General features: G+C 59.6%; 16 protein-coding genes. 4 read left to right on the top strand and 12 right to left on the bottom strand.

Features of this window, described 5'->3' with window-relative positions:
- The first annotated feature begins 2 nt into the window (after positions 1-2).
- From BMX68_RS13615 to BMX68_RS13605, 3 genes are all read left to right on the top strand, one after another.
- A complete protein-coding gene (locus tag BMX68_RS13615; protein ID WP_017131840.1) occupies positions 3-1,328 on the top strand; it encodes an ATP-binding protein in 1,326 nt (441 codons plus the stop codon).
- A 237-nt stretch (positions 1,329-1,565) separates the two neighbouring features.
- Positions 1,566-2,978 carry an aspartate aminotransferase family protein gene (locus BMX68_RS13610; RefSeq protein ID WP_074862277.1) on the top strand — a complete coding sequence of 471 codons (1,413 nt, stop codon included), beginning with the start codon at positions 1,566-1,568 and terminating at the stop codon, positions 2,976-2,978.
- Positions 2,979-3,061: 83 nt separating this feature from the next.
- Positions 3,062-3,286, top strand: coding sequence for an MbtH family protein (locus BMX68_RS13605; protein WP_017125732.1), 225 nt, complete (start codon positions 3,062-3,064; stop codon positions 3,284-3,286).
- A gap of 41 nt (positions 3,287-3,327) precedes the next feature.
- Here BMX68_RS13605 and BMX68_RS13600 read toward each other — a convergent pair whose 3' ends face one another.
- The 12 genes from BMX68_RS13600 to BMX68_RS13540 all read right to left on the bottom strand — a co-directional run bounded on the left by BMX68_RS13600 (position 3,328) and on the right by BMX68_RS13540 (position 23,254).
- The gene (locus BMX68_RS13600) at positions 3,328-6,141 is read right to left on the bottom strand and encodes a membrane-targeted effector domain-containing toxin (RefSeq protein ID WP_248672827.1); all 2,814 of its coding nucleotides are present in this window, start codon (positions 6,139-6,141) and stop codon (positions 3,328-3,330) included.
- A gap of 69 nt (positions 6,142-6,210) precedes the next feature.
- Complete coding sequence (locus BMX68_RS13595) at positions 6,211-9,702, bottom strand: hypothetical protein (protein WP_074862274.1); 3,492 nt, start codon at positions 9,700-9,702, stop codon at positions 6,211-6,213.
- 725 nt (positions 9,703-10,427) lie between these two features.
- Complete coding sequence (locus tag BMX68_RS13585) at positions 10,428-15,572, bottom strand: dermonecrotic toxin domain-containing protein (RefSeq protein ID WP_060782794.1); 5,145 nt, start codon at positions 15,570-15,572, stop codon at positions 10,428-10,430.
- 294 nt (positions 15,573-15,866) lie between these two features.
- On the bottom strand, positions 15,867-16,784 hold the full coding sequence (locus BMX68_RS13580) for a metal ABC transporter solute-binding protein, Zn/Mn family (protein ID WP_017131847.1): 918 nt from the start codon (positions 16,782-16,784) through the stop codon (positions 15,867-15,869).
- A complete protein-coding gene (locus BMX68_RS13575) occupies positions 16,785-17,684 on the bottom strand; it encodes a metal ABC transporter permease (RefSeq protein WP_017131848.1) in 900 nt (299 codons plus the stop codon).
- Positions 17,681-18,451, bottom strand: a complete 771-nt coding sequence (locus tag BMX68_RS13570; protein ID WP_017131849.1) for a metal ABC transporter ATP-binding protein — start codon at positions 18,449-18,451, stop codon at positions 17,681-17,683. Before BMX68_RS13570 ends, BMX68_RS13575 begins: the two co-directional genes overlap by 4 nt.
- On the bottom strand, positions 18,448-19,377 hold the full coding sequence (locus BMX68_RS13565) for a metal ABC transporter solute-binding protein, Zn/Mn family (RefSeq protein WP_017131850.1): 930 nt from the start codon (positions 19,375-19,377) through the stop codon (positions 18,448-18,450). Before BMX68_RS13565 ends, BMX68_RS13570 begins: the two co-directional genes overlap by 4 nt.
- Before the next feature lie 28 nt (positions 19,378-19,405).
- Positions 19,406-19,978, bottom strand: coding sequence for a DUF6162 family protein (locus BMX68_RS13560; RefSeq protein ID WP_017131851.1), 573 nt, complete (start codon positions 19,976-19,978; stop codon positions 19,406-19,408).
- The gene (locus BMX68_RS13555; RefSeq protein ID WP_017131852.1) at positions 19,975-20,322 is read right to left on the bottom strand and encodes a hypothetical protein; all 348 of its coding nucleotides are present in this window, start codon (positions 20,320-20,322) and stop codon (positions 19,975-19,977) included. The genes BMX68_RS13560 and BMX68_RS13555 overlap by 4 nt, the downstream gene beginning before the upstream one ends.
- Positions 20,319-20,861 carry a PA2404 family protein gene (locus BMX68_RS13550; RefSeq protein WP_017131853.1) on the bottom strand — a complete coding sequence of 181 codons (543 nt, stop codon included), beginning with the start codon at positions 20,859-20,861 and terminating at the stop codon, positions 20,319-20,321. The genes BMX68_RS13555 and BMX68_RS13550 overlap by 4 nt, the downstream gene beginning before the upstream one ends.
- Positions 20,858-22,060, bottom strand: a complete 1,203-nt coding sequence (locus BMX68_RS13545; RefSeq protein WP_017131854.1) for a PepSY-associated TM helix domain-containing protein — start codon at positions 22,058-22,060, stop codon at positions 20,858-20,860. The genes BMX68_RS13550 and BMX68_RS13545 overlap by 4 nt, the downstream gene beginning before the upstream one ends.
- A gap of 219 nt (positions 22,061-22,279) precedes the next feature.
- Positions 22,280-23,254, bottom strand: a complete 975-nt coding sequence (locus BMX68_RS13540; protein WP_017131855.1) for a siderophore-interacting protein — start codon at positions 23,252-23,254, stop codon at positions 22,280-22,282.
- A 174-nt stretch (positions 23,255-23,428) separates the two neighbouring features.
- Between BMX68_RS13540 and BMX68_RS13535 the strand changes: the two genes are divergently transcribed.
- Positions 23,429-25,445 (top strand): condensation domain-containing protein (locus BMX68_RS13535; RefSeq protein WP_143063288.1); only part of this gene is annotated, 2,017 nt, incomplete at its 3' end.

Genomic DNA, 25,445 nt, shown 5'->3' with positions numbered 1-25,445 from the left:
GCATGATGAGCCTGCGCCTGCGCCTGAGCTTGACCATCGGCTCGGCATTCATCCTGATTTGGGCCTTGGCCGCGACCTGGATGCTCAGCGACCTGCGTCTGCAGATGATGTTTTCCCTCGACCAGCGCCTGGTGGCTTCGGCGCGAATGGTGGCCGGGCTGCTGGAGCAATTGCCGCCGATGTCGGGTCAGGACGGGGGCACGCATTTCAGCTCCGAACAGTTGAATATCAGCGGTGGGATGGCCTGCCAGGTCAGTTCCCTGCGCGGAGAGGTTCTGGCCAGCAGTCATAACAATCCCGAACAAGCCCTGGAAGCCCAGAATATCGGTTTCCATGACCAGATAATCGATGGCGCGCCCTGGCGCACTTTCACCTTGGTGCGTGGCGATATGCACATCACCACCGCCGATCGCCAGGTCGAGCGCGAGGCCTTGAACCTGTCGGTGTTGCTGGCTGCCTCGGTGCCGGTTGGCGTCGCTTTGCTCGGCTGTCTGTGCTTGCTCTGGCTGGGGATCGGCCAGGGATTGACGCCGCTCAATCGCATGCGTGACGCGCTGATGCGGCGTAGCCCCGACTCCCTCGAACCCTTACGGGTACAACCGCTGCCCCGCGAGTTACAGCCGTTGCTCGACACCCAGAACCAGTTGCTCCAGCGCGTCGGCAAGGCCATCGAGCGCGAGCGACGCCTGACGGGTGACGCAGCCCACGAGTTGCGTAGCCCGCTGACCGCGATCAAGACCCATCTGCAGGTGGCGCGCATGACCGAAGGCGCCGCTCGCGATCAATCCCTGGCGCATGCCGAGGCCGGTGCCGACCGCCTGCACCGAACCCTGGAACAGTTGCTGTTGTTGGCGCGGGTCGAAGGCAGCCTGTCCTTCGACGATGGCGTGCAGTGTACCGCCGAGCAGGTAGCGCGCCTGGCGATCCAGGATTCGGCCGATGACGACCGCCAGCGGATCGAACTGCATTTGTCGGAGCATTGCTCAGCCGCGCCGTTGGAAATGCCCTCGACCCTGTCCATTGCCGCCTTGCGCAACCTGTTGGACAACGCCTTGCGCCACACGCCGGGAGATGCTCCCGTGGAGCTCACGGTCACTAGTATCGGCCATCGCGTGCATTTCGTGGTTCGCGACCACGGTCCGGGAATCCCCGAGGATGATTTGCAGCACCTGACGCAACGCTTCTGGCGCAATGGCAAGAGCACCGGCTGCGGCCTGGGGTTGGCGATTGTCCAGGCGATCGTCCAGCGCTGCGACTGCGTCTTGCATTTCGACAGCCAGCCCGACGGCCTGCGGGTCGAGTTGATCATGCCGCTGCAGGCAGTGTGACGCACAGCGCCGGACAAATCCCGCTAGCACAAGCCGCTCGCCCATCTACCTCATGGGCGGTGCGCTGGCGCGGGTTTTTTTCGTGGACGGACGGGCGATTCCGCCACACACATTTCTCGTTCGAGCGCGGGCGGGTGTAAATCCCCTCGACGCTGGTGCGTTTCCAGAACATGAAACCCGTGCGTGCAGGCGGGTAGAGGTTTGGGTCATCACACCTGTGTATTGAGGGATCGAGAGATGTCAGTCGCTACCAGCCTTATCGAAGATCAGCCGGCCCGGATCAGCCCCGCATCGGTTGAAACGCTTTATCAGTTCGACGAGTCGCCGTTGCTGGCCCGGCAGAACCGTCAGGAATCCAATGCCCGCAGCTACCCTCGACGCATCCCGCTGGCGCTCAAGCGGGCCAGCGGGCTGTATGTCGAAGACGTCGAGGGTCGACGTTTCATCGATTGCCTGGCGGGCGCCGGGACCCTGGCGCTGGGGCATAACCACCCGGTGGTGATCGAGGCGATCCAGCAGGTATTGATCGATGAGCTGCCACTGCACACCCTCGACCTGACCACACCGGTCAAGGACCGGTTTGTCCAGGACCTGTTCGGCGTGTTGCCCAAGGCCCTGGCCAACGAGGCGAAGATTCAGTTCTGCGGTCCGACCGGCACCGATGCAGTGGAGGCGGCCCTCAAGCTGGTGCGCAGCGCCACGGGCCGCAGTACCGTTTTGTCGTTCCAGGGCGCCTATCATGGCATGAGTCAGGGTGCGTTGAGCCTGATGGGCAGCTTGGGGCCAAAAAAGCCGCTGGGCGCGCTGTTGGGCAGTGGCGTGCAGTTCCTGCCTTATCCTTACGATTATCGCTGCCCGTTCGGCCTCGGCGGCGCGCAGGGCGTGAAGGTCAATCTGCATTATCTGGAAAACCTGCTGCACGACCCCGAAGGCGGCGTGCCGTTGCCGGCAGCAATCATTGTCGAGGCGGTGCAGGGCGAGGGCGGCATGATCCCGGCGGATCTCGATTGGTTGCGCGGCCTGCGGCGGATCACCGAAAAAGCCGGCGTGGCACTGATTGTCGATGAAATCCAGAGCGGTTTTGGCCGTACCGGCAAGATGTTCGCTTTTGAGCATGCGGGCATCATTCCGGACGTGGTGGTGATGTCCAAGGCCATTGGCGGCAGCCTGCCCCTGGCGGTGATGGTCTATCGCGACTGGCTCGACACCTGGGCTCCGGGCGCTCATGCCGGAACGTTCCGAGGCAATCAGATGGCCATGGCCGCCGGCTCGGCGGTGATGCGTTATCTCACGGAGCATGATCTGCCAGCCCACGCGGCGGCCATGGGCGAGCGCCTTGGCGAGCATCTGCGCCTGCTGCAGTGCGACTTTCCGCACCTGGGGGATATTCGCGGCCGTGGCCTGATGATGGGCGTCGAACTGGTCGACCCCAACGGCACCCCGGATGCCCAGGGCCATCCGCCGGCGCTGCCTCGCCTGGCGCCGCTGATTCAGCGCGAGTGCCTCAGGCGCGGGCTGATCCTCGAACTGGGCGGGCGTCACGGCGGCGTGGTGCGCTTCCTGCCGCCGTTGGTGATCACCGCCGCTCAGGTCGACGAAGTGGCGCGGATTTTTGGCCGGGCGGTGGCCGCTGCGGTGGCCATGCTCTAATTTTTCGGCGGCGGCGAACGTTTTCATCTACACGAGTGCTGTGCGACGGGTGCAGCCTCAATCCACTCTCACGGAGAACCGCAATGACTTCAGTATTTGACCGCGACGATATTCTTTTCCAAGTGGTGGTCAACCACGAGGAGCAGTATTCCATCTGGCCGGACTACAAGGCGATTCCCAACGGCTGGCGCACCGTGGGTAAAAGCGGTTTCAAGAAGGAGTGCCTGGAATATATCGAAGAGGTCTGGACCGATATGCGCCCGCTGAGCCTGCGCCAGAAGATGGATGCCCAGGCCCTGGCCGGCTGAAAGTCGGCCCCCGTTCCGCACGGCGGGCCGGGGGCCGGTTCTCAGAAGTCGAAGGAGGCCCTATAAGGCATCAGGCTTACATGCTGAATCAAATCGCTGCTCAGGTCGTCCTGACTGTCGAACAGTCTGGTTTCGTCGTAGCCCCAGCGTGCGTGGTTGATATACAACTTGCCGGCTGGGTTGCGCCGGATAGGTGTCACCGTCAACGAACGATCCCTTGATCGATTGATGAGCACCGGGCCATTCGCTGTCTCATCGAAGAGAAACATGCCGGGCCGATGGAGTTGCGGATGGGTGTCGAGCCTGGGCGTGGCGGGAATAGGAATCACCCCAGGGATTTCAGCGGCCTGTACGTAACCCGCGCCCTTGAGTCCCCAGACCAGATCCGCGAGGCTGTGGTATTGCACGCCGTTGAGCAGGGTGACGCCTTGCGGCAGGGAGTATTTGCCGTCATGTACTTCGATGGGCGTCTCCACATAGTGCTCTTCATCTAGGCGGTAGCTTTTCTGCACAAGTATGAATTTGTCGCCCTGTCTTTCTACCAGGAAGCTGGATTCAACCTCCCGCCAGTCCAGACAGCTTCTTGGGTCCTGCGCAACCCGCTGCCCGGGGGCCGAATCAGTGTTGACCTCCAGTACCAGATCGGTACGGACATACTCATTACGATCATAAAAGCGCCCCACGTAGCCGGGATCGCGGTCTAGCTTTGGACTGGTCTGCGGTCCTATGGCGACAGTCCGCAGGCTTGACACCCCTTGCAGTTGCGCAATGCCCGGCACTCCCCTGACGTTGCCCGCGTGGACGTCGAGCACCAGCGCCAACCATTTGTGGGCGCCGTGGTGTTGTTGATCGTTGTCGATGATTGTGTGGGCGATGTAGTTGAAAGTCGGCACATTGTGCTTCTGTTGCTGTTTTCTGTAGCTGGCGGCCATGTCGAGTGCCTGGACCTTGATGCCGTGCTCACGCGCACTGATCAGCAGGCGTTGCAGTGAGTATTCATTGGTCAGGCCCAGCGCTTGTCGCGAATCTTCGGCGGCAAGGGTCGTTTCAAAAGCCTTGGGCATGATGCCCGTGGCATAAAAATCGTCGATAAAAGGCTGGTCCAGATCTGTCAGAAGGTTTTGCACATAGAGTTTTTCAACCTTGAGTGTCGCCAGGGTCTGCATATTGTCGAGCAAAAGCTTCCTGGCGGTGATTGATCCCGGCTCAGTCCCCAGTACCAGCCCATCATGCCCTTCATAGAGGCTTTCAAGGACTCGCGACTCGCTGCTGTCGGCTGGCGACTGGAGCGCTCGCGGATTAGCATGGCGGCTGGCGTAGTGCCGCCGGAAAAACCTCTCGCTGGTGCCGTTCAGGCGCTCCTCGCGTCGCAGGAAGTCATCGATGATCATCTCGTCCGTGGCTCGCTCGTCAATTCCGAAGTGGGTTCTGCGCACAATCTCTTCCGGGCTGCGAATTCGAACTTGCAGTGCGTTTCGGTATTGGAGAGGTATTTCAAGGGCTTCTCGCCATGGCACCTTCACGGACAACTTCAGGTCGGAGCGGACCAGGCGCATTGGATCGTCCGCGTTGAGCGGCGGCACAGGGATCGCGCGCATGGCGGGTCCGCTCATGACATCTTCGGCCTCCAGTCCTACTACGCCTTGTAGTCGGTTCAGGCCCGGCGTGGTTTTAGGCGCATAGCCAGTGGCGTGATGAATATTCACCAGGGCCAGCCACCGGCCCTGGCGACCACTCGATCGATCGGCCTCGATGAGGCGATGGGCATGGTAGCTCAGGGCCGTTGCTCGATTGAACATGCCATCATGGGGCACACCGTGGGAGTAACTCGCGGCACAATCGAGCGCTTGTACCCGAATGCCCTGGGCCCGTGCCGTGCTGATCAGGTTGTAGTAACTGCAGGCGCCCGGTGCTGCATGGGCGTAGTCGCCGTCGAGTATTCGCAGATAGCTGTCCAGGGAACTGCTCAGGATCCCGGTGTTATGGAGGGTATCCAAGTGGACTTGTTCGACGTCTGTTCTCAGGCGTTCCACGTAGAGCGTCCTGACCCCGTGTTCAGCCAATGTCGCCATGTTCGTGACCAGGAACAGCCTGGCGCCTGAAGCGGCATGGTTTTCGCCAATGATCAGCCCTTCGCTGTGTCGGTAGAGTGTCTCGATCAGCACCCGTTCGTTCGCCTCCGGATGCAGTTTAGGCACAGGCGGGCGATCGGGCATCTTGTGGTCTTTGAAGTAGCTCTCGGCATCGTTCAACAACCGTGATCGGTATTGCAGGAGTGGGTGGTGGCTGGTGATTTGCTCGGGATGTCCACCCTCCGTCGCGGAGCTTCTTGCCGGTAGCTGATACTGGCGCAATGCGCCGGCAATGCCGCTTTCTCTCCAGATGTCGCTGCCTTCGACCCGGTACAAGGCCGGGCCGGAGGGCAGATGTTCTTCCCTGGCCTGGACGCGGTAGGCTGCGGCGCTTTCATCATAGCGGACCATAACGATCTGGCCATCATCGAGGTTGACGAACCTGCGCTGCTGGGCCACGCGAAAGCCATCGCTGTCGGGCGGCGCCAAGCCTCTGGGCGCGGGCCTGGCGTAGGCGCTCAAGGGCCGGGCCAGCGGCAGGCGGTTGGCAAGGGCACCGGCGATATTGCTGATGGTCACTGGGACCGGATCGGGGAGTTGCACCCTGACAGCCGCTGCTGATGTAGTGGCCGGAAGATTCGCGGCCACGCCTGGCAGCATCGGGTGAGCGGTGCCGGGACGGCGGCTGAGTATCGGTGGGTTGCTGTCGGGCGCTCTGATGGTCGGTGTGTTGGCTTGGCCGGTGTTTGATGTGCCAGGGCGTATGGGCGTCTTGGGGGACATGGTGGAATCCTTTCGTTGATTGCCGGACGGCCATCGGGGCGTCGTGCGCCTCGGGCCGGCGCTGTCCGTTTAGCGAGGGGTATGGATAAACAGGTCCGTGGGGTCCACGAGGGACGCTTGGACGTTGTCCGTGCGCCACTGGCGCCTCAGTGTGTCGTAGATGAGCGCATCGTAGGCCGCCTGTGGTCGTGCACTGGAATCCGGCGCACTGCTCACCCTCAATCCTCTGACCCTGACGCGACTGCTGGCCAGCTCGCCGTGCGCCTGATGCTGTTCGATGCAGCGTGTTATGGCCTCGATATTGGTGTGGGCGCGGGCGTTCAGTTCATGCAACAAGAGTTGATCGAATATCCGATCGACCTCATAGCGGTCGCCGGAGGTCAGGACGATGTGAATCAGGTCCAAAGGTTGCCTGGGATCGTCGTCGGCGGGCAGCAGTACACGGATATTGCCGATCCATAGCTGCTGGGGGGTGAGCTTGATATCGCCACGCGTCATGATCTGGGCGCTGGCCTGGGTATGGATGTACCAGGTCGATGCGTTGGCGGTTTTCGCCAGGGCTGCCGGTGTCGACAGGCGGATGGTCGTGCCAGCGCGGGGATAGAGTTCATAGGTTGAACTCATGCCTTCCAGGTTGTAGATCGTCGAATCGCTGCCGGCCTTGAAGTCGACGCGTTGCGCGTGGTTTTTCAGTAGGACGTTGCGGTTTTCCGGTGAGCGGAACAGGCGGTGGCCTGTGCGTTTATGCAACGACCCACGGCCATCGAGGGTCCTGGTGCCTGGGTTGTGGTAGTCGTCGGTATAGCTGGCGGTCGGCGCGCCGACCTGGTAAGAGCTGCCATCGCGCAGCGCCAGGACTATCCCATGGTTCAGGTCGAACCCGGCGCTATGCAGCGAGGCGCCGACATCTGTCGGCTTGCCCGTGCCCCGGACCACCCAGTCCTTGAGCGTCAGTTGGCTCTGGTCGTGGAACCGTATGACCAGACGGGCATCGTTGTAGTCCAGATAGTTGAAGGCGCCGATGCGCCGCGCTTGCACGTGGTAATGCGCGCTGACCTGCTCGATCTCATCGCTGGCGTAGTCCAGGTAGAGCGTGGTTGATGGCCGCGTATCGTCATAGGTGATCTGGAAGGTGGTGTCCAGCGTCTCCCTGGCGAGGAAGTAGCCGTTTGTCGAGGCTCCGGGGAGCAGGTATTCGCCGCCATTGACCGGCTGCGGCGCTGGTGGCAGTTGTCCGACGGTTAGCACCGTGACCTGGATATCCTGGTCGCGCGTGCCTGGCAGCGTCGTCGGCAGGTCGGGTTTGAGGGTGAAACCCTCCTGGGTGACAAACAACAGCAGGTCGTTTTGCAGTTGCCGCCCGCCGTCATTGCGATAGACATCCTTGATGGTTAATTGGTGAGCGGGCTGTCCGCCCTTCTCGTTGGGCAACGAGGTGACGAGCAGCGCGGTGCCGACAACGCGCCAGCTCTGGATACGCTCCATGGGCCAGTCCAGTACGAGGGTGCTGGGCTCGCGCCCGTCCTCCTCGAGTGTCACGGTCCTTGCCGTCGCAGCCAGCCGGTAGTGGTCTTGGCCGGAGCCTCCGGCGACTGTACTGGCAGTGCCCTTGAGTGTGAAATGGTCGTCGCCGTCGCCACCGCTCGCCTGGTCATCGAGCCCCAACAGGGTGATGTGATTGGCCCGCGCATCGCCGGTCACGCGACTGCTGCCCCCGGCAAGCGTCTCGACATGTTCGATGGAGGCCAGCGTGGCATAGGCGAGTGGATCGGCGTCAGCGCTATGGCGGCGCAAACCCAGCCTGCCGCTGTGCAGATCAATCTCGTGGCCGACGAAGTGGAGGGTATGGCGTGGCGGCACTTGCCCTTGCAGCGATAGCGTATCCTGGCCGTGCGCGCCCTGTAACGTACTGAGGGCGGGCACGCCAGGGGCGCTCAAGGTTGCCTGGGCCTGAAACAGAAAGGCGTCATCGTGGTCGCCGCCGATCAGGCTCTTGGCGCCGGTGGAAAACGCAAAGTAGTTGGCTTGCTGGCGTGCGCCAGTGACCTGATCGTTGCCGCCGCCTAATTGCCAGAGCACGGCTTTTTTTTTCCCAGGTGCGCCGATGATCGAGCCTGGGACTTGCTCCAGGCCCGTCGCGGCATCGATGACATCATCGCCCTCGTGGATAACCGGGGTATTGACGGTCGTATAAGGCTGTTCCTCGCCCTCCCAGCGGTGTGCCCAATGTTTGACAGGCTCCAGCTCGACGTGGAAGCTGCCGTTGACGACCCCAGCGAGGGTTTCCTTCATTTCCACGTCGAGCAGCGCCCTGGCCCGGGTTTCCAGGGCGTTGCCATAGTCGACCCGGGTGCGTTCGAGCAGGTAGCGGTCCGTGACTTCACGATCCAGTGCCTGTCCGGTAAAGGCGAACCAACCCGAGCGCCAACGCTCGTTGACGGTCAGTTCGATGTAATCGTCGATATCGTCGACCTGGCGCACGGCGCTGTAGATCTTTGCGCCGACGATCAACACTGCGCACGCCATCAGACCGAGCGGGCCGGCGGAGCTGAATCCGGCGGCCGCGGCCGCGCCGAGCGCCAGCGACAAGGTGGCGCTGGCAACGCTGAAACCGGCGCCGACGTAATGGTCCATCGCTTCCTTGCCGCTGGTCTTGGCGGCATTTTTGAAGGCGGTGACCGCGCTGTGGATATCGAACGGCAGGGTCAGCACATTGCCCAGCAGGCCGGCGCTGCGACTCAGCATCAGGCCGGCGGAAGTTGCACGAAAACCCTGGAAAATCCTGCCGCCCTGGCCGAGCAGGGCTTCCCCGGTTTTCCTCAGGCCACGTTCGAGCAACACGGATGTCAGTTCGGTGGCAACGCTGCCGGCGTTCACCGCAGCGTCCGTGTAGTCGGCGCTTTTCAGCGCTTCTCTGATACCGACCAGGCCGCTGTAGATCCCATAGGCCTGCATCCCCATTCCCGCCGTGAGCGCACTGCCGCTCTTGGTCGAATCGACCCAGTCAGGAAAATTGAAAGAGACATACTTATGCGTCAGGACTTGCATGTTCTGCAGTCGGATAAGCAAATGATTGAGGTGCTTCATCAGGCTGTCGGCAAGGGGCTGTTTGCTCGTGTTGAGCAAGGGTGGAGCTTGTAACGAACGGTGCGAGGCAATTTCAAACAGCACATCGACCGAACGCTGATCGATGTCGCCCGCCATCTTCAGATGGTGGTGCAGTTCAGCCGCTTCGAATCGCAGGCCATCGATCAGCGACCTGGCGCTGTTCTCGAGCAGCGGACCGGTGCTCTCGAGAGGGCGGCCGTTGAGTCGGGCTCCCATGTCGTAGAGTTCCACGCGACTGATAACAAACGTGTCCAGGGTGATGGGTCCCAGGCGCGTGTCCAGTTCGGCGAGGCCTGCCCTTCCCTTGGCTGGTAGGGGGACATGGGGCCGTACCGACGGAGGGGCGGGCTTGCTGGACAGATTCTGTAAGGTCGAGTTTGAAACAATGTCCGAGATGACGATGCCGTCGATGGAGCGACTAACCTGTTCGGCCTTGTTGCGCATGTTTACCATGGATAAATCCTTTTATCGTGAGGTTCGAGGAAACACACGAAGGAGTATCGCCACGAGTGTTTTTGACGCTGCGGTACTTATTTGTCTTCAGTGTGCCCTTCTACGTCGGGAGGATTACCCGCGAAGTCAGGCCAGCCACGGTCAACAGATGGTGGGCGAGGCTGTCGATGCTGTCGAAACGGTTGGCGTCACTCAAATTCCATTCGGCGCGCGTGACATGGTATTGAGCGGATTCATCGCGGCTGATCAGCGTCCGCCGTATCGACCTGTCCCAAGCTCTGTGGATAATCTGGGCACCGTCGTGCGTGCGGTTGATACAAAACATGCCAGGGCGTGTCTTGGCTTGCGCTGAAGTGGGGCCGAGTCGAGGGGCCGGCAATCGCCGTGTCGCTGGCTCGGACGGCAGGTAATACCGGGATAGGAATCGAGGACGGTCGGGCGTTTTGGGTCGCGGGTAATACAGGGCGAGCAGGAAGCTTGGGCGACATGTCGTGCTCCAGGAACAAACGGTGGAAACCGCATCCCGGACCTTTCGGACAGATGCGGATCGAGTGTGAGCGACGATGACTCCAGTGGTCTGTGTGGCGGGTTTTGTTAGTCAACTTCGGTGCCACCAGCCCCTGAGGGGCATTGCTGCTCGTCGCCAAGGCGCTGATGGCATTCGAACTTGAACTAGTGAACTAACCGCACAGGCCGCTAGATACCGGGGAAAAGCGGCAGCTATTTCACGTCATCGACGTCTCAAGTTCAGGGAGAGGGGCGATAGGTCGTCTTTCCAGCTCGATCTGGGTCAGTTGCTCCAGTAAGTCGTTTTCATTCGCGGATCTGGCTGTGCTGATGGCATCAAGCTGAGTTTTTATAAAACTATCGGGAACCTGAGCGTCGACAAGAATATCTTCCGTTGTCAAGCGGTACAGTTCCATGACGCGATCAAGGCTGCTATTGAAGTTACTCTGAAGTTCTTGCAGCGTTTGCGGTGGAGCAAGCCGCCCGGCGTCCAGCAGCTCTTGTTGATGGTTGCTCAGGTCGAGCAGGGCATCCGCTTTTTCGTAAAGCGAAATCGAGTGAATGGAAAATTCATGTGCGTATTTTTTTCTTAAAAACTCTTCCCAGATATAGTCATCGGTAAAAGCGCCTGTCCAGTAGCCGGGTGTAGCCTCCAAGGCCTGTATGGTTCGATAGGCGGTATCTATATCCGCTTGAGTCAGATGGCTCATGCCAGGAAATAGCATGCTCTCCGCCTCCCAGGGCAGTTCCAGTTTGCCCGACAAACGGATGCGGTAATCCAATTCAATTTCAACATCATCCACTGCTCGTCCGAGTCCTCTGAGCCGCTCGACCTCGGCTGCCGCAATGACCTTGACCTGTTTCTGCCGTGCGGAGCCTTTTATAACGCGCATCAAGGCGGTCATATTGGATCCAGCTTCGTGAGCCAGTACGGCAGTACCCAAATCATTGAAGATAATCGTGTAGCCATCGCCGCATGTCGGTTGACGTTCCGCCAGGGAGAAAATGTTTTGCCGAAGTTCCTCGCTGTCGCCCATTGCTTCAAGCATTCTCCATACCCGCCGAGATAATCTGGCGCGCGAGGTGGGATGGGAAAAATCCCTGGAGGTTTTCATTTTATTCAGCACATAAAAAAATGTACTCGCTCCGGGCTCCTTTTGAAGATCCATAAAGAGTTGCGCTTTCTCGTTTTGCTCACCTGGTGGAACATCCAGTAGCCATGCATCAACCCTGCCCCTTGCAGGGGGGGCGTCATCAACGTCAGGGTCACCAAAATCAGAGTCGTCAATGTCGGAGTCATCAATATCTGAGTCATCAATATCTGAGTCGGAAGGTGACTCCGGTTCAGGCTCAAGCCCTAATCGACTACCCGTGCGTTGCCGGTAGTCCGCCAACCGCTCTTGCGCCGCGTCGGACAATGGGTTGTCGTGAATCAGGACACCATTATTTTCCTCGGCGCTACGGGCAGTCAGCGTTAATGGGATATCGGTAATCTGGTTACCACTCAAGTCCAGTGCGCGCAGGCTTGGTAATTCCATTGAGCCGGCTGGCCATGTGTTAATACCGGTGTTTGCCAAAGACAATTCAGTGAGGCCCCGCATGGCCCTGACATCTGGCACCTGGCCGAGCGGATTGTTCGAGAGGTTCAGTGTCCTCAATCGCCTCAGGTTGGCCAGGGCCGTGGCCATCTCCGGCGTCAGCACTATCCGGTTCGCCGATAATCTAAGTGTGGTCAGTTCCGACATTTGGCCTATGGCTTGAGGCAGCCCCGTCAGGTAGCCACTGCTCATATCCAGCCAGCGTAAATGCGCGAAGCGATTCAAAAATACATTGACTTCGGCCAAACCGGTCATTGTTTGGTTGGTCATCGCCAAGGATTCTATGTGGGCGAAGTCGGCGGTTATGGCAGGAGGGTTGCCACCATCAACGCCGGTAAGATGAAGCGTATACCCTTCACTACCGATGGGCGCCAGACGCTGACCGGGCAGCGGAGGCTGCCTACGCCAGCAACGAAGAAGTTCATTGCGTATGAACTGTCTTGCATCTGAGAGAGGGATGTAAACGTAGCCGTTTGGCAGGTTCTGCATGGTTTGATCCACGGCCCATGAGGCGAGTCGATCGTCTAACGTCTGGTACTCATGTTCGAGTTCCACCAATCGTGCATGAACCTGTGTATCGGAAACGCCTTGCAGCGAAAGGAAACGCTCCACCTCATTGTAAGGAGAGCCCGGATACAATCTCTCCATATGATTCTTCAACCCTTCCGGGCGGCAGCCGAGGACCTGTCGCGGACAGCGGTTCAAGCGGTCGTCTGTCTGATAACCGATTCTGTCGCGACTTAATCTCATGGGCGGAGCACGATCAGGCTCAAGGGCAGGCATACCAAGATCCGCGCGAATCTCTTGGCGGGACAATGGAGGCTGTTGGTGCAGCCATTGTTTTAGTTGCCAGCCTTGTCCGGTGTTTGGAAAACCCAGCGCTGCACGTTCCCGATCCGGCAAGGCGTGCAAGATTGAGGCATACAGATTATCGGGGCCATGCAGTTCCTGTTGGTCGACGGCATAGGTTTCGTAGCGGTTGTCGTCGCGTACCAGGACCTTGAGTTTTTCGGCGGGGGTATTCACGTCTCCCACGCTGTCCAACAACGGTCCGTTGAAAGCGCGGTCGCGAATTTCAATGCGTATATCCTTGGTCCACCCCGGATGGCGCTGGAGCATCCGCATAATCAAGATTTCACTGTCCGGATTGAACACTGAGTCGAGATAGATACCTTCCTGGGCCCTGGTTATGCGGGTCTCTTGCGCATAGGCGCGTGCCTCCTCGGCCATTCGCAGTGGCAGTCGTTGGGTTGAATTCAAGTGTTGCAACTCTGCCGGGGGGGCGTTGTCAATCAGTTCCAGAGCCGCTGAAGGTGGCAGTTCGGGGAATTCATTTGTGATCAACCTCACTCCTGCATGCTCGCTGGAAGCCCTCTGCTGGTAATGAGAAGTAAATAAGTTTCGTCGATGTTTTTCAGCCAGGCTTCCCAGTCTTTTCCTTAACAGGTGAAGGGGCTCAAGACGGTCCACGTCCTGGCCGAGCCAGGTTCTCTTTTCGGCGTCGCTCAATCCATCTAGAATGCGATCGAGTGATTCGGCTTTTTGAAAGTCCGTCCATTTGATATCAAATGGTTGCCCGGTACTCTGGGCGTTTGGATAGACCCGCAAGGGTCGCCCTTGATCGTCCAGCAAGCGGATTGTTTTCGATGCTGGCCAGTTCGGATCGCTGACCAGCAATTGAAGTTGCATGCTGAACTCGTCTCTGCCGATGGCGGGCGAGTTGCCGTTGTCCATTCGCACTTTAAAACGGTTGATGTCCTGATCCAGCTTCACGCGTGTCAGGCTGTCGTCCAATAATGCGGGTGGCGACTGATGATCAAGGTGAGTGCGGCGTAACGCCGACTCTGAGATATCGCTTGTTTTCATCAAACGTTCGGCCGTGCTCTCGGAAAGATTGGTCGCATCAGGGCCCAGACGTTTGAATAACTGATCTCTCTGCCATGTCATGGGCCTCTCGGACCAATGAAACCAGGCGCCTTTGGCATTAGTCTCAAAGGTTGGCTTATAGGCATCCGGGTTGTCGGGGTGCCATGCGCTGTAGTCTTGTTTGACAGGGTCGTAGTCGAGTTTATAGTGCCTTCCCTCCAGCGGCAGAATTTGTTCACCGGCATGGGTATAGATACCCCGCGAGTCAGGCTCCAACGTCCGAGGAAGATCCAGTGTGTGTTCATAGGCACTCAGGTCAGGTTTCCATAGGCGTTTTTCACCATTGGGTAAGCTGACTTTTTCCAGGTCATTGACCAGTGATGAACCTTCGAAATCATGGGCTATAATGCCACCAGCGCCAATAAGCTCTATATTGACAATGACGCCAAGGAAAGCCATGAGCGCTTCTGTTTTATCCCCTTCTTGCCATTGCTCTATGCCGTGATAAGTTTGACTCAATAGTTGTGCTGCAAATACACCGAGCATTGCGGTATTCAGGCCTGGTATAAAGGCTGCGATGACGTTAAATAGATTTAGCGACCAACTAGAGATCAGTTCTGCTCGTTCCAATCGAGACTTTTTGTCTTCGTCTCCGGTAGGAACGGCTAATACACGTGCATCGTCGACGACTTTTGAGAAATGCTGATAGACAAGAAAATCATAGGGGGCGTTGATGGCGTTTCGGGTTATTTGTAAATCCGCATCTGGATCCTCAATGCGCTTTTTGGCCAAAATATTATAAGGATAAAATTTTTCATCAAGCCTGGCAAAAAAAGCGGGTTGGATTCGTTTATCCAGGTAGGTGGCGAATTTTTTCTTGAAATCGATGCTTGATTTCAAATCTTTTTTGATGTCTTCTTTGAATAAGGTAAACGAGCTATATTCTCTGAAGGGGCGCTCGGCCTTTGATAAAAAAACCAGGCAAGGTTGGTCTTCATGATCGGCCGCGGACAGATGTTCAATGAGCAAAACGCCTTTCAAATGAGCTTTTTTATACTGCTTTGCGGTAAATATGGACTCATACAGTACCACCAAAGGGTCTGAAGACGGCAGTGTGTCGTTCTGTGTTTGTTGCTGAGGGACCGCGATATCCAACATTTCCAATCGGCAACAACGCACCGGTTTTCCTTTCCAGCGAGGCGTCTCCCCCAGGCTTATCAAAAGGTCAAAAGCGGACTGATCGATTTCTCCTTTCATAAAGGCAATATGGGCTTTTACTTGTAATTCATAGCGTTCTCTGAGTGCAGAGTCTGCGGCAAATTGACGGCGGGGCGCGCCAGTCGTGGTTTTCGGCCAATAAAAATGATTGATATGTTTTTGGTATTGTTCTCCCAAGTCAAGTTTTCGGCAAAGTCGAGCGAAATCTTGAGGGCGTATTGTCTTTTTCAGCGGAACGTTGCTTTTTCGTAATAGGGCAGAACCAGTATTGAAACCATGGGGGAGGGTCTCGAACATTTCAAAGTTCTGTAGGGCGGCCTCTAATAAGCTTTGATAAGTTATTTTTTCATTTCTTGGGGTGCTGATGGTGCCTGCGTTGATGAGATGTACATGTTTCAGTGTGTCATGTTTGACATCCAATCCGGAGCCGAACTCATCATCAAGTGCTTTTTGTAGTAAAGGCTGCGCAAATTCATCAATGCTTTGTAGATCTCTCAAGTGTTCTGTTGTTTTGTTTTTGTAAAATTGACTCTGACGAATATTTTGGCTCAGGGATCGACGTTGATCCTGTGATGCAGTGGTTATCCACTCCGGAAGTTTTTTTTTGATAAATGAATAGTTGTTTTCAATTTCTCTGGTAAAATAAGTAACATGTGTTTTTTTAGATGATGAGTTGTCCATCGTGCTACCTCGGTTGTGCTTTTGATTTATGTATGTTGCATAAATAAAGCAATGCTGCGGAGGTAAATAATTACTATTTTTCGCATGAGTTTTTTTGAAGGCGCGATTGCTTCATGCGCCTCGCTCTTGTGGCCTATACGGTGAGTTCGTTAGCTCAAGTTCAGATGCCACAAATTCATGGCCAAGGCGCTGTGACCCGTCTCGCCCGGCTATGGCGAGCAACAGCAACGCCGGCCAGCGGCCAGCGGCGGGTGGCAGCGAAATTGACTAACAGAACTCACCCCACACGGGCTACTAGGGTGGTGCCAGCTTCTCCAGCACCTGGCTGATCGAGTCCTCAAGCCCGGTCAGTGGGTCGGCGCTCTTGGTATCGAGCACCAGCAGCGTACTGCCGGCCCGGCGGATCGCCGATTTCACCGCCTCTGGTGGTTGGCGGTGGTCCAGCACCAGCTTGACGTCGGCGCCCTTGAGCGTTTCGCTGAGTCTGGTCACGGCCTCGGGCGTCCATTGCTCATCGGTGCGGGCATCAACCTGGATCAGGTCCAGGTTGAGCCCGCCCAGCAGGTAGTTGAATCGTTCCGAGAGGCTGAATACGCCGAGGTTGTCGGCCTTTGCCAGCCGCGCCTCGCTGTCGGCGCTGAGCTGCAGCAGGCGCTGCTTGAGCGTTGCCAGGTTGCGCTCGATCTTTGGCTTGGCTTGTGGAGCCAGGCGCACCAGATCGGCGGCAATCACATCGGCCATGCGCCCCAGGTTATTGCTCGACAGCCACGGCTGGCTGTCCAGGCCGTCCACCCCCTGGCCCGCCTGCACCGCGATGCCCGGTAGGCCGGCGTCCACCGGGCGAGCCGCATCCACTTCGACGATCCGCACATTGCTGCGCCGGGCCATGGGGTAGAGCGGGTCGTCGGGCCATAGCGAGCGCAGGCCGATCACCGCATCGGCGTGACTCGCCAGCTTTTTCAGGTTCGGCGCGCCGCGCCCGCTGAAGTAGGCGCTGTGGCGGCTGCCGGGTAGATTGGCGTCGGCGGCACGTTGTAGCACCACGTCGGTGTCCTTGAGCAGGATCGCGCCCAGACCATAGGTGACTGGCAGGCTGGCGAGGATACGCACCGACTGGGCGGCAATAGGCTTCGGTGCCTGGCTGGCACACAGTGCGGTGCTGAACAGCCCGTTCAGCAGGAGCATGAATGTCAGGGGACGTAGATTCGGCATTTATCCAATATTCCCTTTGAGACTGGGCACGGTGCCACGGGCGATCGCCGCCAGGGCGAAGGCGATACCGGCCATCAAGATGATCGCCGCGCCGGACGGCACGGGCAGGTCGAACAGGATCGGCAGCAAGATGCCGCACAGGGTACTGACGGTGGCAATTACCACGGAGATCCAGAAGAAGCCTTTGAGCGACTGGCTGAGCAGACGCGCGGCGGCCGCCGGGATTACCAGTAGGGCGCCGACCAGGATAGCGCCGATGACCTTGACCGCGGCCACGGTGATCAGTGTCACTAGCACCACGAACAGGTAGTCGAGGGCCGTCACCGCGACGCCACGCACCGCCGCCAGTTGCGGATTGAAGCTGGCGAGCATGATGCGGTTGTACAGCGCCAGGCTCAGGCTCATTACCAGCGAGCCGACAATCAGCAACACCAGCAGGTCGTTGCCGTTGACCGTCAACACCGAGCCGAACAGCACGTTTTCGAGGATATGCACATTGATCCTGCCGGCCAGCACCAGCAGCAGGCTCGCACCGAGGGCCAGGGACACCGAAAGGAACACGCCGATCAGCGTATCGGGAGCCAGTCCGGTGCGGTTACGCAGGTAGTTGAGCAGCACGCCGAACAGCAGGCAGTAGCCGAACAGGCTGCCATAGGGACCGGTGTAGGGTTCGCCGAGCAGGATGCCGATGGCCACACCGGTCAGGGCCGCATGGCCCACCGCTTCGGAAAAGAAGGCGAAACGCTTGACCACCACCAGGGTGCCGAGACCGCCTAATACAGGGCCGATCAGTAGTCCGGCGATCAGCGCGTTGATCACAAAGCCGTAGGCCAGCGCCGCCGGCAGGAAACCGGAAGTGGCCCAGCCCTGGATTGTCAGGCGAAAAGCTTCGTAGGTCATGCTCGGGTACCGTCTGGGGGCATCGCGTCGAGGCCGCGCGGATGAGTGGAGAACAACGTCAGCAGGCGCTCCGGGGTCAGGGCCTCGGTTGGCGAGGCGTCGAACAGTACCCGCCGGTTGAGGCCGGTGACGCGATCGGCCAGGCGCTTGACGGCTTCCAGGTCATGTTCGATCCACAACACGGTGATACCGGAGCGGCGCCAGTCGCCGAGCAGGCGCTCGAAGACCTGGATACCGGCCTCGTCCAGGGCCGACATTGGTTCGTCGAGTACCAGCAATTGCGGTGGGGGAATCAGGCCTTGGGCCAGCAGCACCCGTTGCCGTTCGCCACCGGACAAGGCGCCCATGCGGCGCTTGCGTTTGTCCTGCATACCGACCCGCTCCAGCGCCGCGCCGATTGCCCCGGTAAAATGCCGCGACAGGCCGAGAAATGCCGGACGGCGCTGGCACATGGCGGCCATGAAGTCGTCGACGGTCATCGGCAAGCCCCGATCGAACTCCAGAGCCTGCGGTACATAGCCAATCGTGCCGGGTGTACCCGGCCATTGCAGACTCAGGCGTCCCTGGTGCGGCATCTGCCCGAGCAGGGTCTTGATCAGCGAGCTCTTGCCGCCGCCATTAGGCCCGACCAATGCATGCACATGGCCGGGGCGGACCTGGAAGGTGACATGGTCGAGAATGGCGGTACGCCCGAGCGTCAGGTTGACGGCAGTGAAATCGAGGGCCGGCCCGACAGTCTCGCGGGTAATGCTTTCGGCGACCGTCATGCGCCGGCTGCCTGGATTGCCCGAACCACGGTGTCGAGGTTGCTGGTCATTTCCTTGGCGTACTTGTCGGCGCTGTAGTCGCCATAGGAAATATGCGACAGCGGGTAGAGCTTGACCCCGGACTCACGCTGGATGGTCTCGACATAGGTGGAAGGAAAGTCCAGCTCCGAGAAGATCACCTTCACGTCCAACTCGCGCAGTTGGTCGATGGTCTGCTTCAACTGGCTCGGGCTGGGTTCGATGCCATGAGCCGGCTCGACCACGGCGGTGACTTCCAGGCCGAACTCGCGCAGCAGGTAGTCATAGGCCGCATGCACCGTGGCCACCCGCAGGTCGGCCTTGGGTGCCTGGCTCAGCTTGGCCAGGGCCTCGGCGCGCATCTGTCGCAGGCGCTTGGCGTAGGCCCGGGCATTGGCGGTGTAGGTCTTGGCGTTATCCGGGTCGAGCTTGCCCAGTTCACGGGCGATGTTGTTGACCTGGGCGATGGAGGCACTGATGGACAGGAAGGTGTGCGGGTTGACCACTTTGCCGGCGCCACGGGCGGCGGTGCCGGTAGCGGCCAGCAACGGTACGTTTGCATTGGCTTCGATCACCGCGATCCGGGGCTTTTCGCTGGCCTCGATCATGCGGTCGGCGAAGTCATCGTGACCGATACCGTTAAGTACGATCACATCGAGGGTGCCGATGCGCTTGATGTCTTCGGCGCGGGGTTCATAGGCATGCGGGTTGAAACCGGCCGGGATCAGCGGCACCACCTCGGCTTTGTCGCCGACGATATTGGCGACGTAGCTGTAGTAAGGGTGCAGGGTAATGCCGATGCGCAGGCGCTTGGCCGAGTCGGCCTGGACCTGGAGGGACAGCAACAGGGGCCAGAGCAGCAGCGCCAGGAGCAGGCGACGGCGGCCGAACAGAGCTGAAATGGACATAATCTTCCCCGAGGTTGAATCGAAAGGTTCAGTGCCGATGCCGGCGAGTCACGCCGGCATCGAATTGCGTGACCACCTGTTGCCAGCCGCTGGTGATCAGAGCGTTGTCGCTCAGGTCGACAGGGGCCGCCAGGGCGCTGCTGCGATTGAGCCAGATGTCCGGCGCGGCGTTGCTGTCGCCGCCGACCCGCATCAGGAACGAACCGGCGATGGCGGTGGCCTGGCTCAGGCCGAGGTAAGCCTGGTCCAGCAACTGCCAGACATGGCCGCCACGGCTCACCGCACTGGCGTCCTGGGCGAAGGGCGCAAAACCTTCTTCGCCGAGTTGCTCGGGGGTGGGCAGGCTCTGTTGGTCCTGTTGCAGCAGGTGGATTTCATCGAGAGTGACCCGCAGGTCGGCGTAGACCCCCTGTTCGCCAGGAGTGAGGTCGCGGCGTGCATCCAACTGATGGGCCGCGATCGGGCTGGCCTCTGGTTTCTCGCCATGCGACGCCACCACGCCACCGGCGACCAGCAGCACGACCAGGCAGAACAGCAAGACATAAAGGGTTTCGTGGCCGGCGCCGGCGGGGCGCACGACCTGGGTGATAGAGGTGCTCATGGGGCTTGGATATCCGCCTGATCGATCTCCACCACGTGGCCGGGGCCGGCGTCGAACAGTACATAGAAGTCAGTGCCCGGTTTCTTGAAGGTGAGCGTCGAGTCCGCCCCCAGCTTGCCGGGTAGCAGGATGGTCTCGTCGTAGCCGATCACATCCAGCGTCACTCCTGGGGCGTCGCTGCCGTCAGAGAAACCGCCCTTGCAACGGATATGCTCGCTGTCGACTTGCTTGCACTCACACAAGGGGTTGTGGGCCAGGACGCTGGTACTGAACACGGTGCAAAGCACCAGTAGCAAAGGGGCGCCGATGCGTCGCAACGAAGTGTGGTAAGAAGCGAATCTCATGATTTGGCACCTCGTTTTTTCAGCCAGGCGATGGTTGCTGGCGAAGCCTTGGAAAGCGGGATGGCGGCTTGGTACATCGAGCCGTCCCAGCCTTCCAGGGTGATCCACAGGTTCTCGTCGAGCCGGGTACGTTCGGGGATGGGAACGCTAGCGCTCATGCGATAGGGTGAACCGAAGAAAATCACTCCCGCGGTTCTCAGGCTGCGCGGTTTGCCGATGCGCAGATAGGTTGCCTTGACCTGATTGATGCAACGCTCGCACAGGGCGGCATTGAAACTCTTCATGTAGCCGGCTGGACCTGCGAATCTCGGTAGTTCGTCGCGCAGCTCCGCCAGCTCAAGGCTCCAGGGGCCGACCTGGATAGACCCCAGTTCGCGCTCACCCAAGCCGCTGTCTCCGCGAAACAACGACTCATTGGCGAAGTACTTGGGCATGAGTCCCAGTGGGATCAATATAAGCAGGATGTTCAGGTGAAAGCGCCAGCGTCGCCACAGACTGCGCCAGGTCGAAGATGGCGGTGCGGTTTGAATCTTGCTCACAGATTGCCCTCCGGCGTTTCACGTGCCAGGGCGGCAGTGCTGGGATGTGGGCGGGCGACCTGGCTGCCGCGCTTGAGCGCATTGAGGGTGGCCAGTACCGTGCGTTTGCTCCAGATCAGCAGGCCGCTCAACACCATCATGCTCAGCAGCAGGCCGAAGAAGAACCAGATCAGCTTGACCCAGATACCACCGAAGTCGCCGGTATGCAGGGGCCTCATCGACTCGGTGACGAACTCCAGGCCGGAGCGGTCGGACAGCAGGCGCGATGCGGCAATTTCTCCGTTATAGGGGTTGATCTCGGCAGTCTGGTACATCAACGGATACCAGCCGCGACCACCGATTTGCAGATGGCTGTAGGCATTCTCCGGCAGGCTGATAAAACTGGGCTCAAGTCCCGGAATCCGCTGGGCTGCCAGGGTAATGGCCTGGTCTACCCCGATCATTCGGGTCGGCTCTCCCGTTGGCGAGACCGGTACGTTTTCCCGGGCGATGACTGGGAGTACGGGCTGGGTCGAGAGGGTGACATGGTTGTCGCCGAGAATGGCCTGGATCAGGAACCAGATGCCGGTGATGGAGATGACCGCAATGAACCAGATCGACCAGATACCGCTCAGGCGATGAAAGTCGCCCCAAAAAATCCTCGCGCCATGGTTGAAGCGCAGTGTGGGCTTGAAAAAGCCCTTCCAGAAACGCTTATAGACCACCAACCCGGTGACTAGCGAGGCCAGTAGCGGCAGGCCCAACAATGACACCAGATACCAACCCCAGCTGTAGCCATTGGTGAATGGGACCAGCCACCAGCCATGCAGGGCACGAGTGAATTCCTTGAAGTCGAACTCCGGGCTGGAGCCTTGGATGGCACCGGTGTAGGGATTGACAAATAGCGTCAGCGAACGGCCATCGGGATAACTGGCCGCGACATTCAGAGCGAAGTGGGCTTCATCCGGGCGGCTGATGGATTCGACGACCGTGTGCGGCTCGGCGCGCTTGATGGCGGCCAGTATCTGCTCGTAGCTGAGCGGTTGCGCGTCGTCTGATGGTTGGCTTGCCCGGACCTCGGGGTTGACCAGCCAGATGATTTCCTGGCTGACCACCGCCAGGGTTCCGGTAATACAGACGATCAGAGTAAAGAACCAGATGGGCAGCGCCAGCCAGCTATGGACGAGAAACCAGATTTTCGAGCGGGACTTCTTCGACATTGAATACGCGTCTTGTTCCAGGGCGGGCCGCCCGGATTGCGCAGCAGCCACAGCAACACGGGTGATCTGTCTGCGGTCCAGGAGGGACTGCCGTTTTCGATGAGAAACGGCCATATATCTTTAAGACGAACCAGGCGTGGGAATCCTGAAGGGAAAGATGAAAGAAAATGTTTCCACAGTCGCTCTTGCCAGAAACAAGGGCGATTGGCCAGGCCGATATCAGGCCAGGGTTCTGCCCAGGCGCCAGTAGCCCATCAGGGTAAGTGCCTTGCGATCCATGGCGCGCTCGTTGACCAGGTGTTTGCGAATGGCCATGACCGCCCCGGACTCACCGGCGACCCAGGCGTAAAACTCGTTGTTGCTCGGCTCCGCCAGCTCCCAGAGGATGTCCCTGTCGATGTCGACCTCCTTGAGCGGGCCGAGTGGCCTGTCGGTTGCCTTTACGCTGGGCAGTCTGGCCCGTTCCCGAGCGGCATGGATCATGGCTTCGCCGTGCTGGCTATTGAGCACATCCCTTGGCAGCCAGTTCAGTTCGGTGTCAGGCGGACAGCGCAGTGGCAGGCAGTCCTGCGCGTGGGGAACTTCAATGAATGCCTGTACCTGAATGGCTTCGGGCCGATCGGCCAGTTCTTCGAGAATACCGGCGAGCGCCGGCAGTGCGGTTTCGTCGCCAATGAGCAGAACTTTTCGGATCCCTGTCGGCGGTTGCCATTCATAGCCGCCTGGATCGCCGTTGTGTGCCCGGTTGGGGGCCACGATCTGCAGGGCGGCGCCGGGTTGGGCGTGAGTGGCCCAGGTCGATGCCGGTCCGCTTTCGCCGTGCAGGACGAAGTCGATATCCAGCTCGCCCATTGCGGGGCGCAGGGCACGAATGGTGTAGGTGCGCATCGGTGGTTGTTGTTCTGGGCAAAGATCGCGCCGCGCGGCTTGCCAATCGCCCTGCCTGGGGAGGTTGGGCGGTTTTCCAGTGGCGCTGGGGAAGAACAGCTTGACCCGTTGGTCCGGTGCCAGGGTGCGCATCAGAGCGATGTCGGTGCCAGTGAAGACGAAGCGGGTCAGCGATGGGCTGAGGGTGATCCGCTGCTTGAGTTCAATATCGAACAAGTCATAGGGCTTACTGCGTGAAGGGTTGCCGCTCACCAGTTTGCGTAGATTTTTTGCCAGTGAGGTTGCCAGGGAAGCTGCCGTGGTCATGAGCGTCGCCTTTGCAAAAAAAGGAGGTCTTTGATGAACGAACGCGACGACGGTGAATTTAGTCCGGTTGGGCCTTTGCGGCGGCGGGCGTGGCTTAATTTTCCCCAGAGTTCATCCGTTTTGTAGGGGTAGTCGAGCCAATGCCCGGTATCCAACCTGTACGGAAGCAACCAGATGAATGCTGAGAAGTCCCTGAAACTTGCCCGCCGATTCATCGAGCTGCCGTTGGAAAAACGTCGGTTGTTCCTCGAGGGACTGCGTGGGGAGGGGGTCGACTTCTCCTTGTTTCCGATCCCCACCAATGTCCCGGCGGCGGATCGTCAATCCCTGTCCTATGCCCAGCAGCGCATGTGGTTTCTCTGGCATCTCGATCCTCAGGGTGGTGCCTACAACCTGCCTGGGGCGGTGCGTCTGCGTGGTCGCCTGGGCACGTCAGCGCTGGAGCAGGCGTTTGCCGATCTCGTCGCGCGGCATGAGACCTTACGCACGGTGTTCCAGCGTCAGGCCGATGACTCCGTGCAGCAAACGCCCGCCGGGCAGCCAGTGCACGTCGATCAGCTCGACCTGAGCGCGTTGCCCGTCGATGAGCGCGAAGCGCGGGTGCGCCAGGAAGCGCAACGGCAGTCGTTGCAGCCTTTCGATCTGGAGAACGGGCCGCTGTTGCGCGTGCGCCTGCTCAAGCTGGCCGATACGGAACATGTGCTGCTGCTGACTTTGCACCATATCGTGGCCGATGGCTGGTCGATGAACGTGTTGATCGACGAGTTCTGCCATTTCCACGACGCCCGCGAGCAAGGGCGGACGGCAACCCTGGAGCCACTGCCGATCCAGTACAGCGACTATGCGTTGTGGCAGCGGCGCTGGTTGGAGGCGGGCGAGCAGCAGGTCCAGCTCGATTACTGGCTGGCACAACTGGGCGATGAGCAGCCGGTCCTGGAGCTGCCCACCGATCATCCGCGTCCGCTGTTGCCCAGCTACCAGGGGCGGCGCTTCGAGTTTGCCCTGGAAGCGGCGTTGGCCGAACAGTTGCGCCAGGTTGCGCGCCAGCATCAGGTGACCTTGTTCATGGTGTTGCTGGCCGCCTTCAACATTCTGCTGCACCGCTACACCGGCCAGACCGACCTGCGTATTGGCGTGCCGATAGCCAACCGTAACCGCCGCGAGGTCGAGGGGCTTATCGGCTGCTTCGTCAACACTCAGGTGTTGCGTGTGCAACTGGATGGCCAGACGCGAATCGGCGAGCTGTTGCAGCTCGTCAAGAAGACGGCACTGGGTGCCCAGGCGCATCAGGATCTGCCCTTCGAACGTCTGGTCGAGGCGCTGAAACTGGAGCGCAGTCTGAGCCACAATCCGTTGTTCCAGGTGATGTACAACCATCAGCCGGAGGTTGCCGATATCACTTCGGTCAAGCTTGGCTGCGGCCTGGAGCTGGAGGCGCTCGAATGGGAAAGCCGCAGTACACAATTTGATTTGAGCCTGGACACCCATGAAAAGGCCGGCCAGCTTTATGCGTCGATCACCTATGCTACCGACCTGTTCGAGGCAGCAACCATCGAGCGTATGGCCGCTCACTGGACCTGCTTGCTGCGGGGGGTGGTTGGCGATGCGCAACAGCGCCTCGGCGAACTGCCTTTGCTGGACACGAACGAACAACGGCTGCTGACCCATGACTGGGGCCGCCGCGACCGCGAGTATCCGAGCAACCTGTGCATTCACGAGTTGATCCAGCAGCAGGCCCAACGGGTGCCGGACAAGATCGCGCTGATCTGCGCCGGCCAGAGCCTGAGCTACCGCCAGCTCAATCGCCAGGCCAATCGCCTGGCCCACCACCTGAAAACGCTGGGCGTCGGTCCCGAAGTGCTGGTGGGGATTGCCGTCGAGCGTGGCTTGGACATGGTGGTGGGGTTGCTGGCGGTGCTCAAGGCTGGCGGCGCGTATGTGCCGCTGGACCCGCAGTATCCAGCGGAGCGCCTGCGGTGCATGATCGAAGACAGCGGCAGCCGCCTGTTGCTGACCCAGACCGCGCTGCTCGAACGCCTGCCGATTCCCGAGGGCGTGCGCAGCCTGTGCCTCGACCAGGCGATGGCGTGGAGCGAGGAGGACGACGGCGATCTGCCCAACCGCGCCGACCCGGACAACCTGGCGTATGTGATGTTCACCTCGGGCTCGACCGGTCGGCCCAAAGGCGTAG

Origin of the sequence: Pseudomonas agarici, assembly GCF_900109755.1 — a bacterium.
GTDB classification, from domain to species: domain Bacteria; phylum Pseudomonadota; class Gammaproteobacteria; order Pseudomonadales; family Pseudomonadaceae; genus Aquipseudomonas; species Aquipseudomonas agarici.
This window is presented reverse-complemented; position numbering and strand designations above follow the sequence as displayed.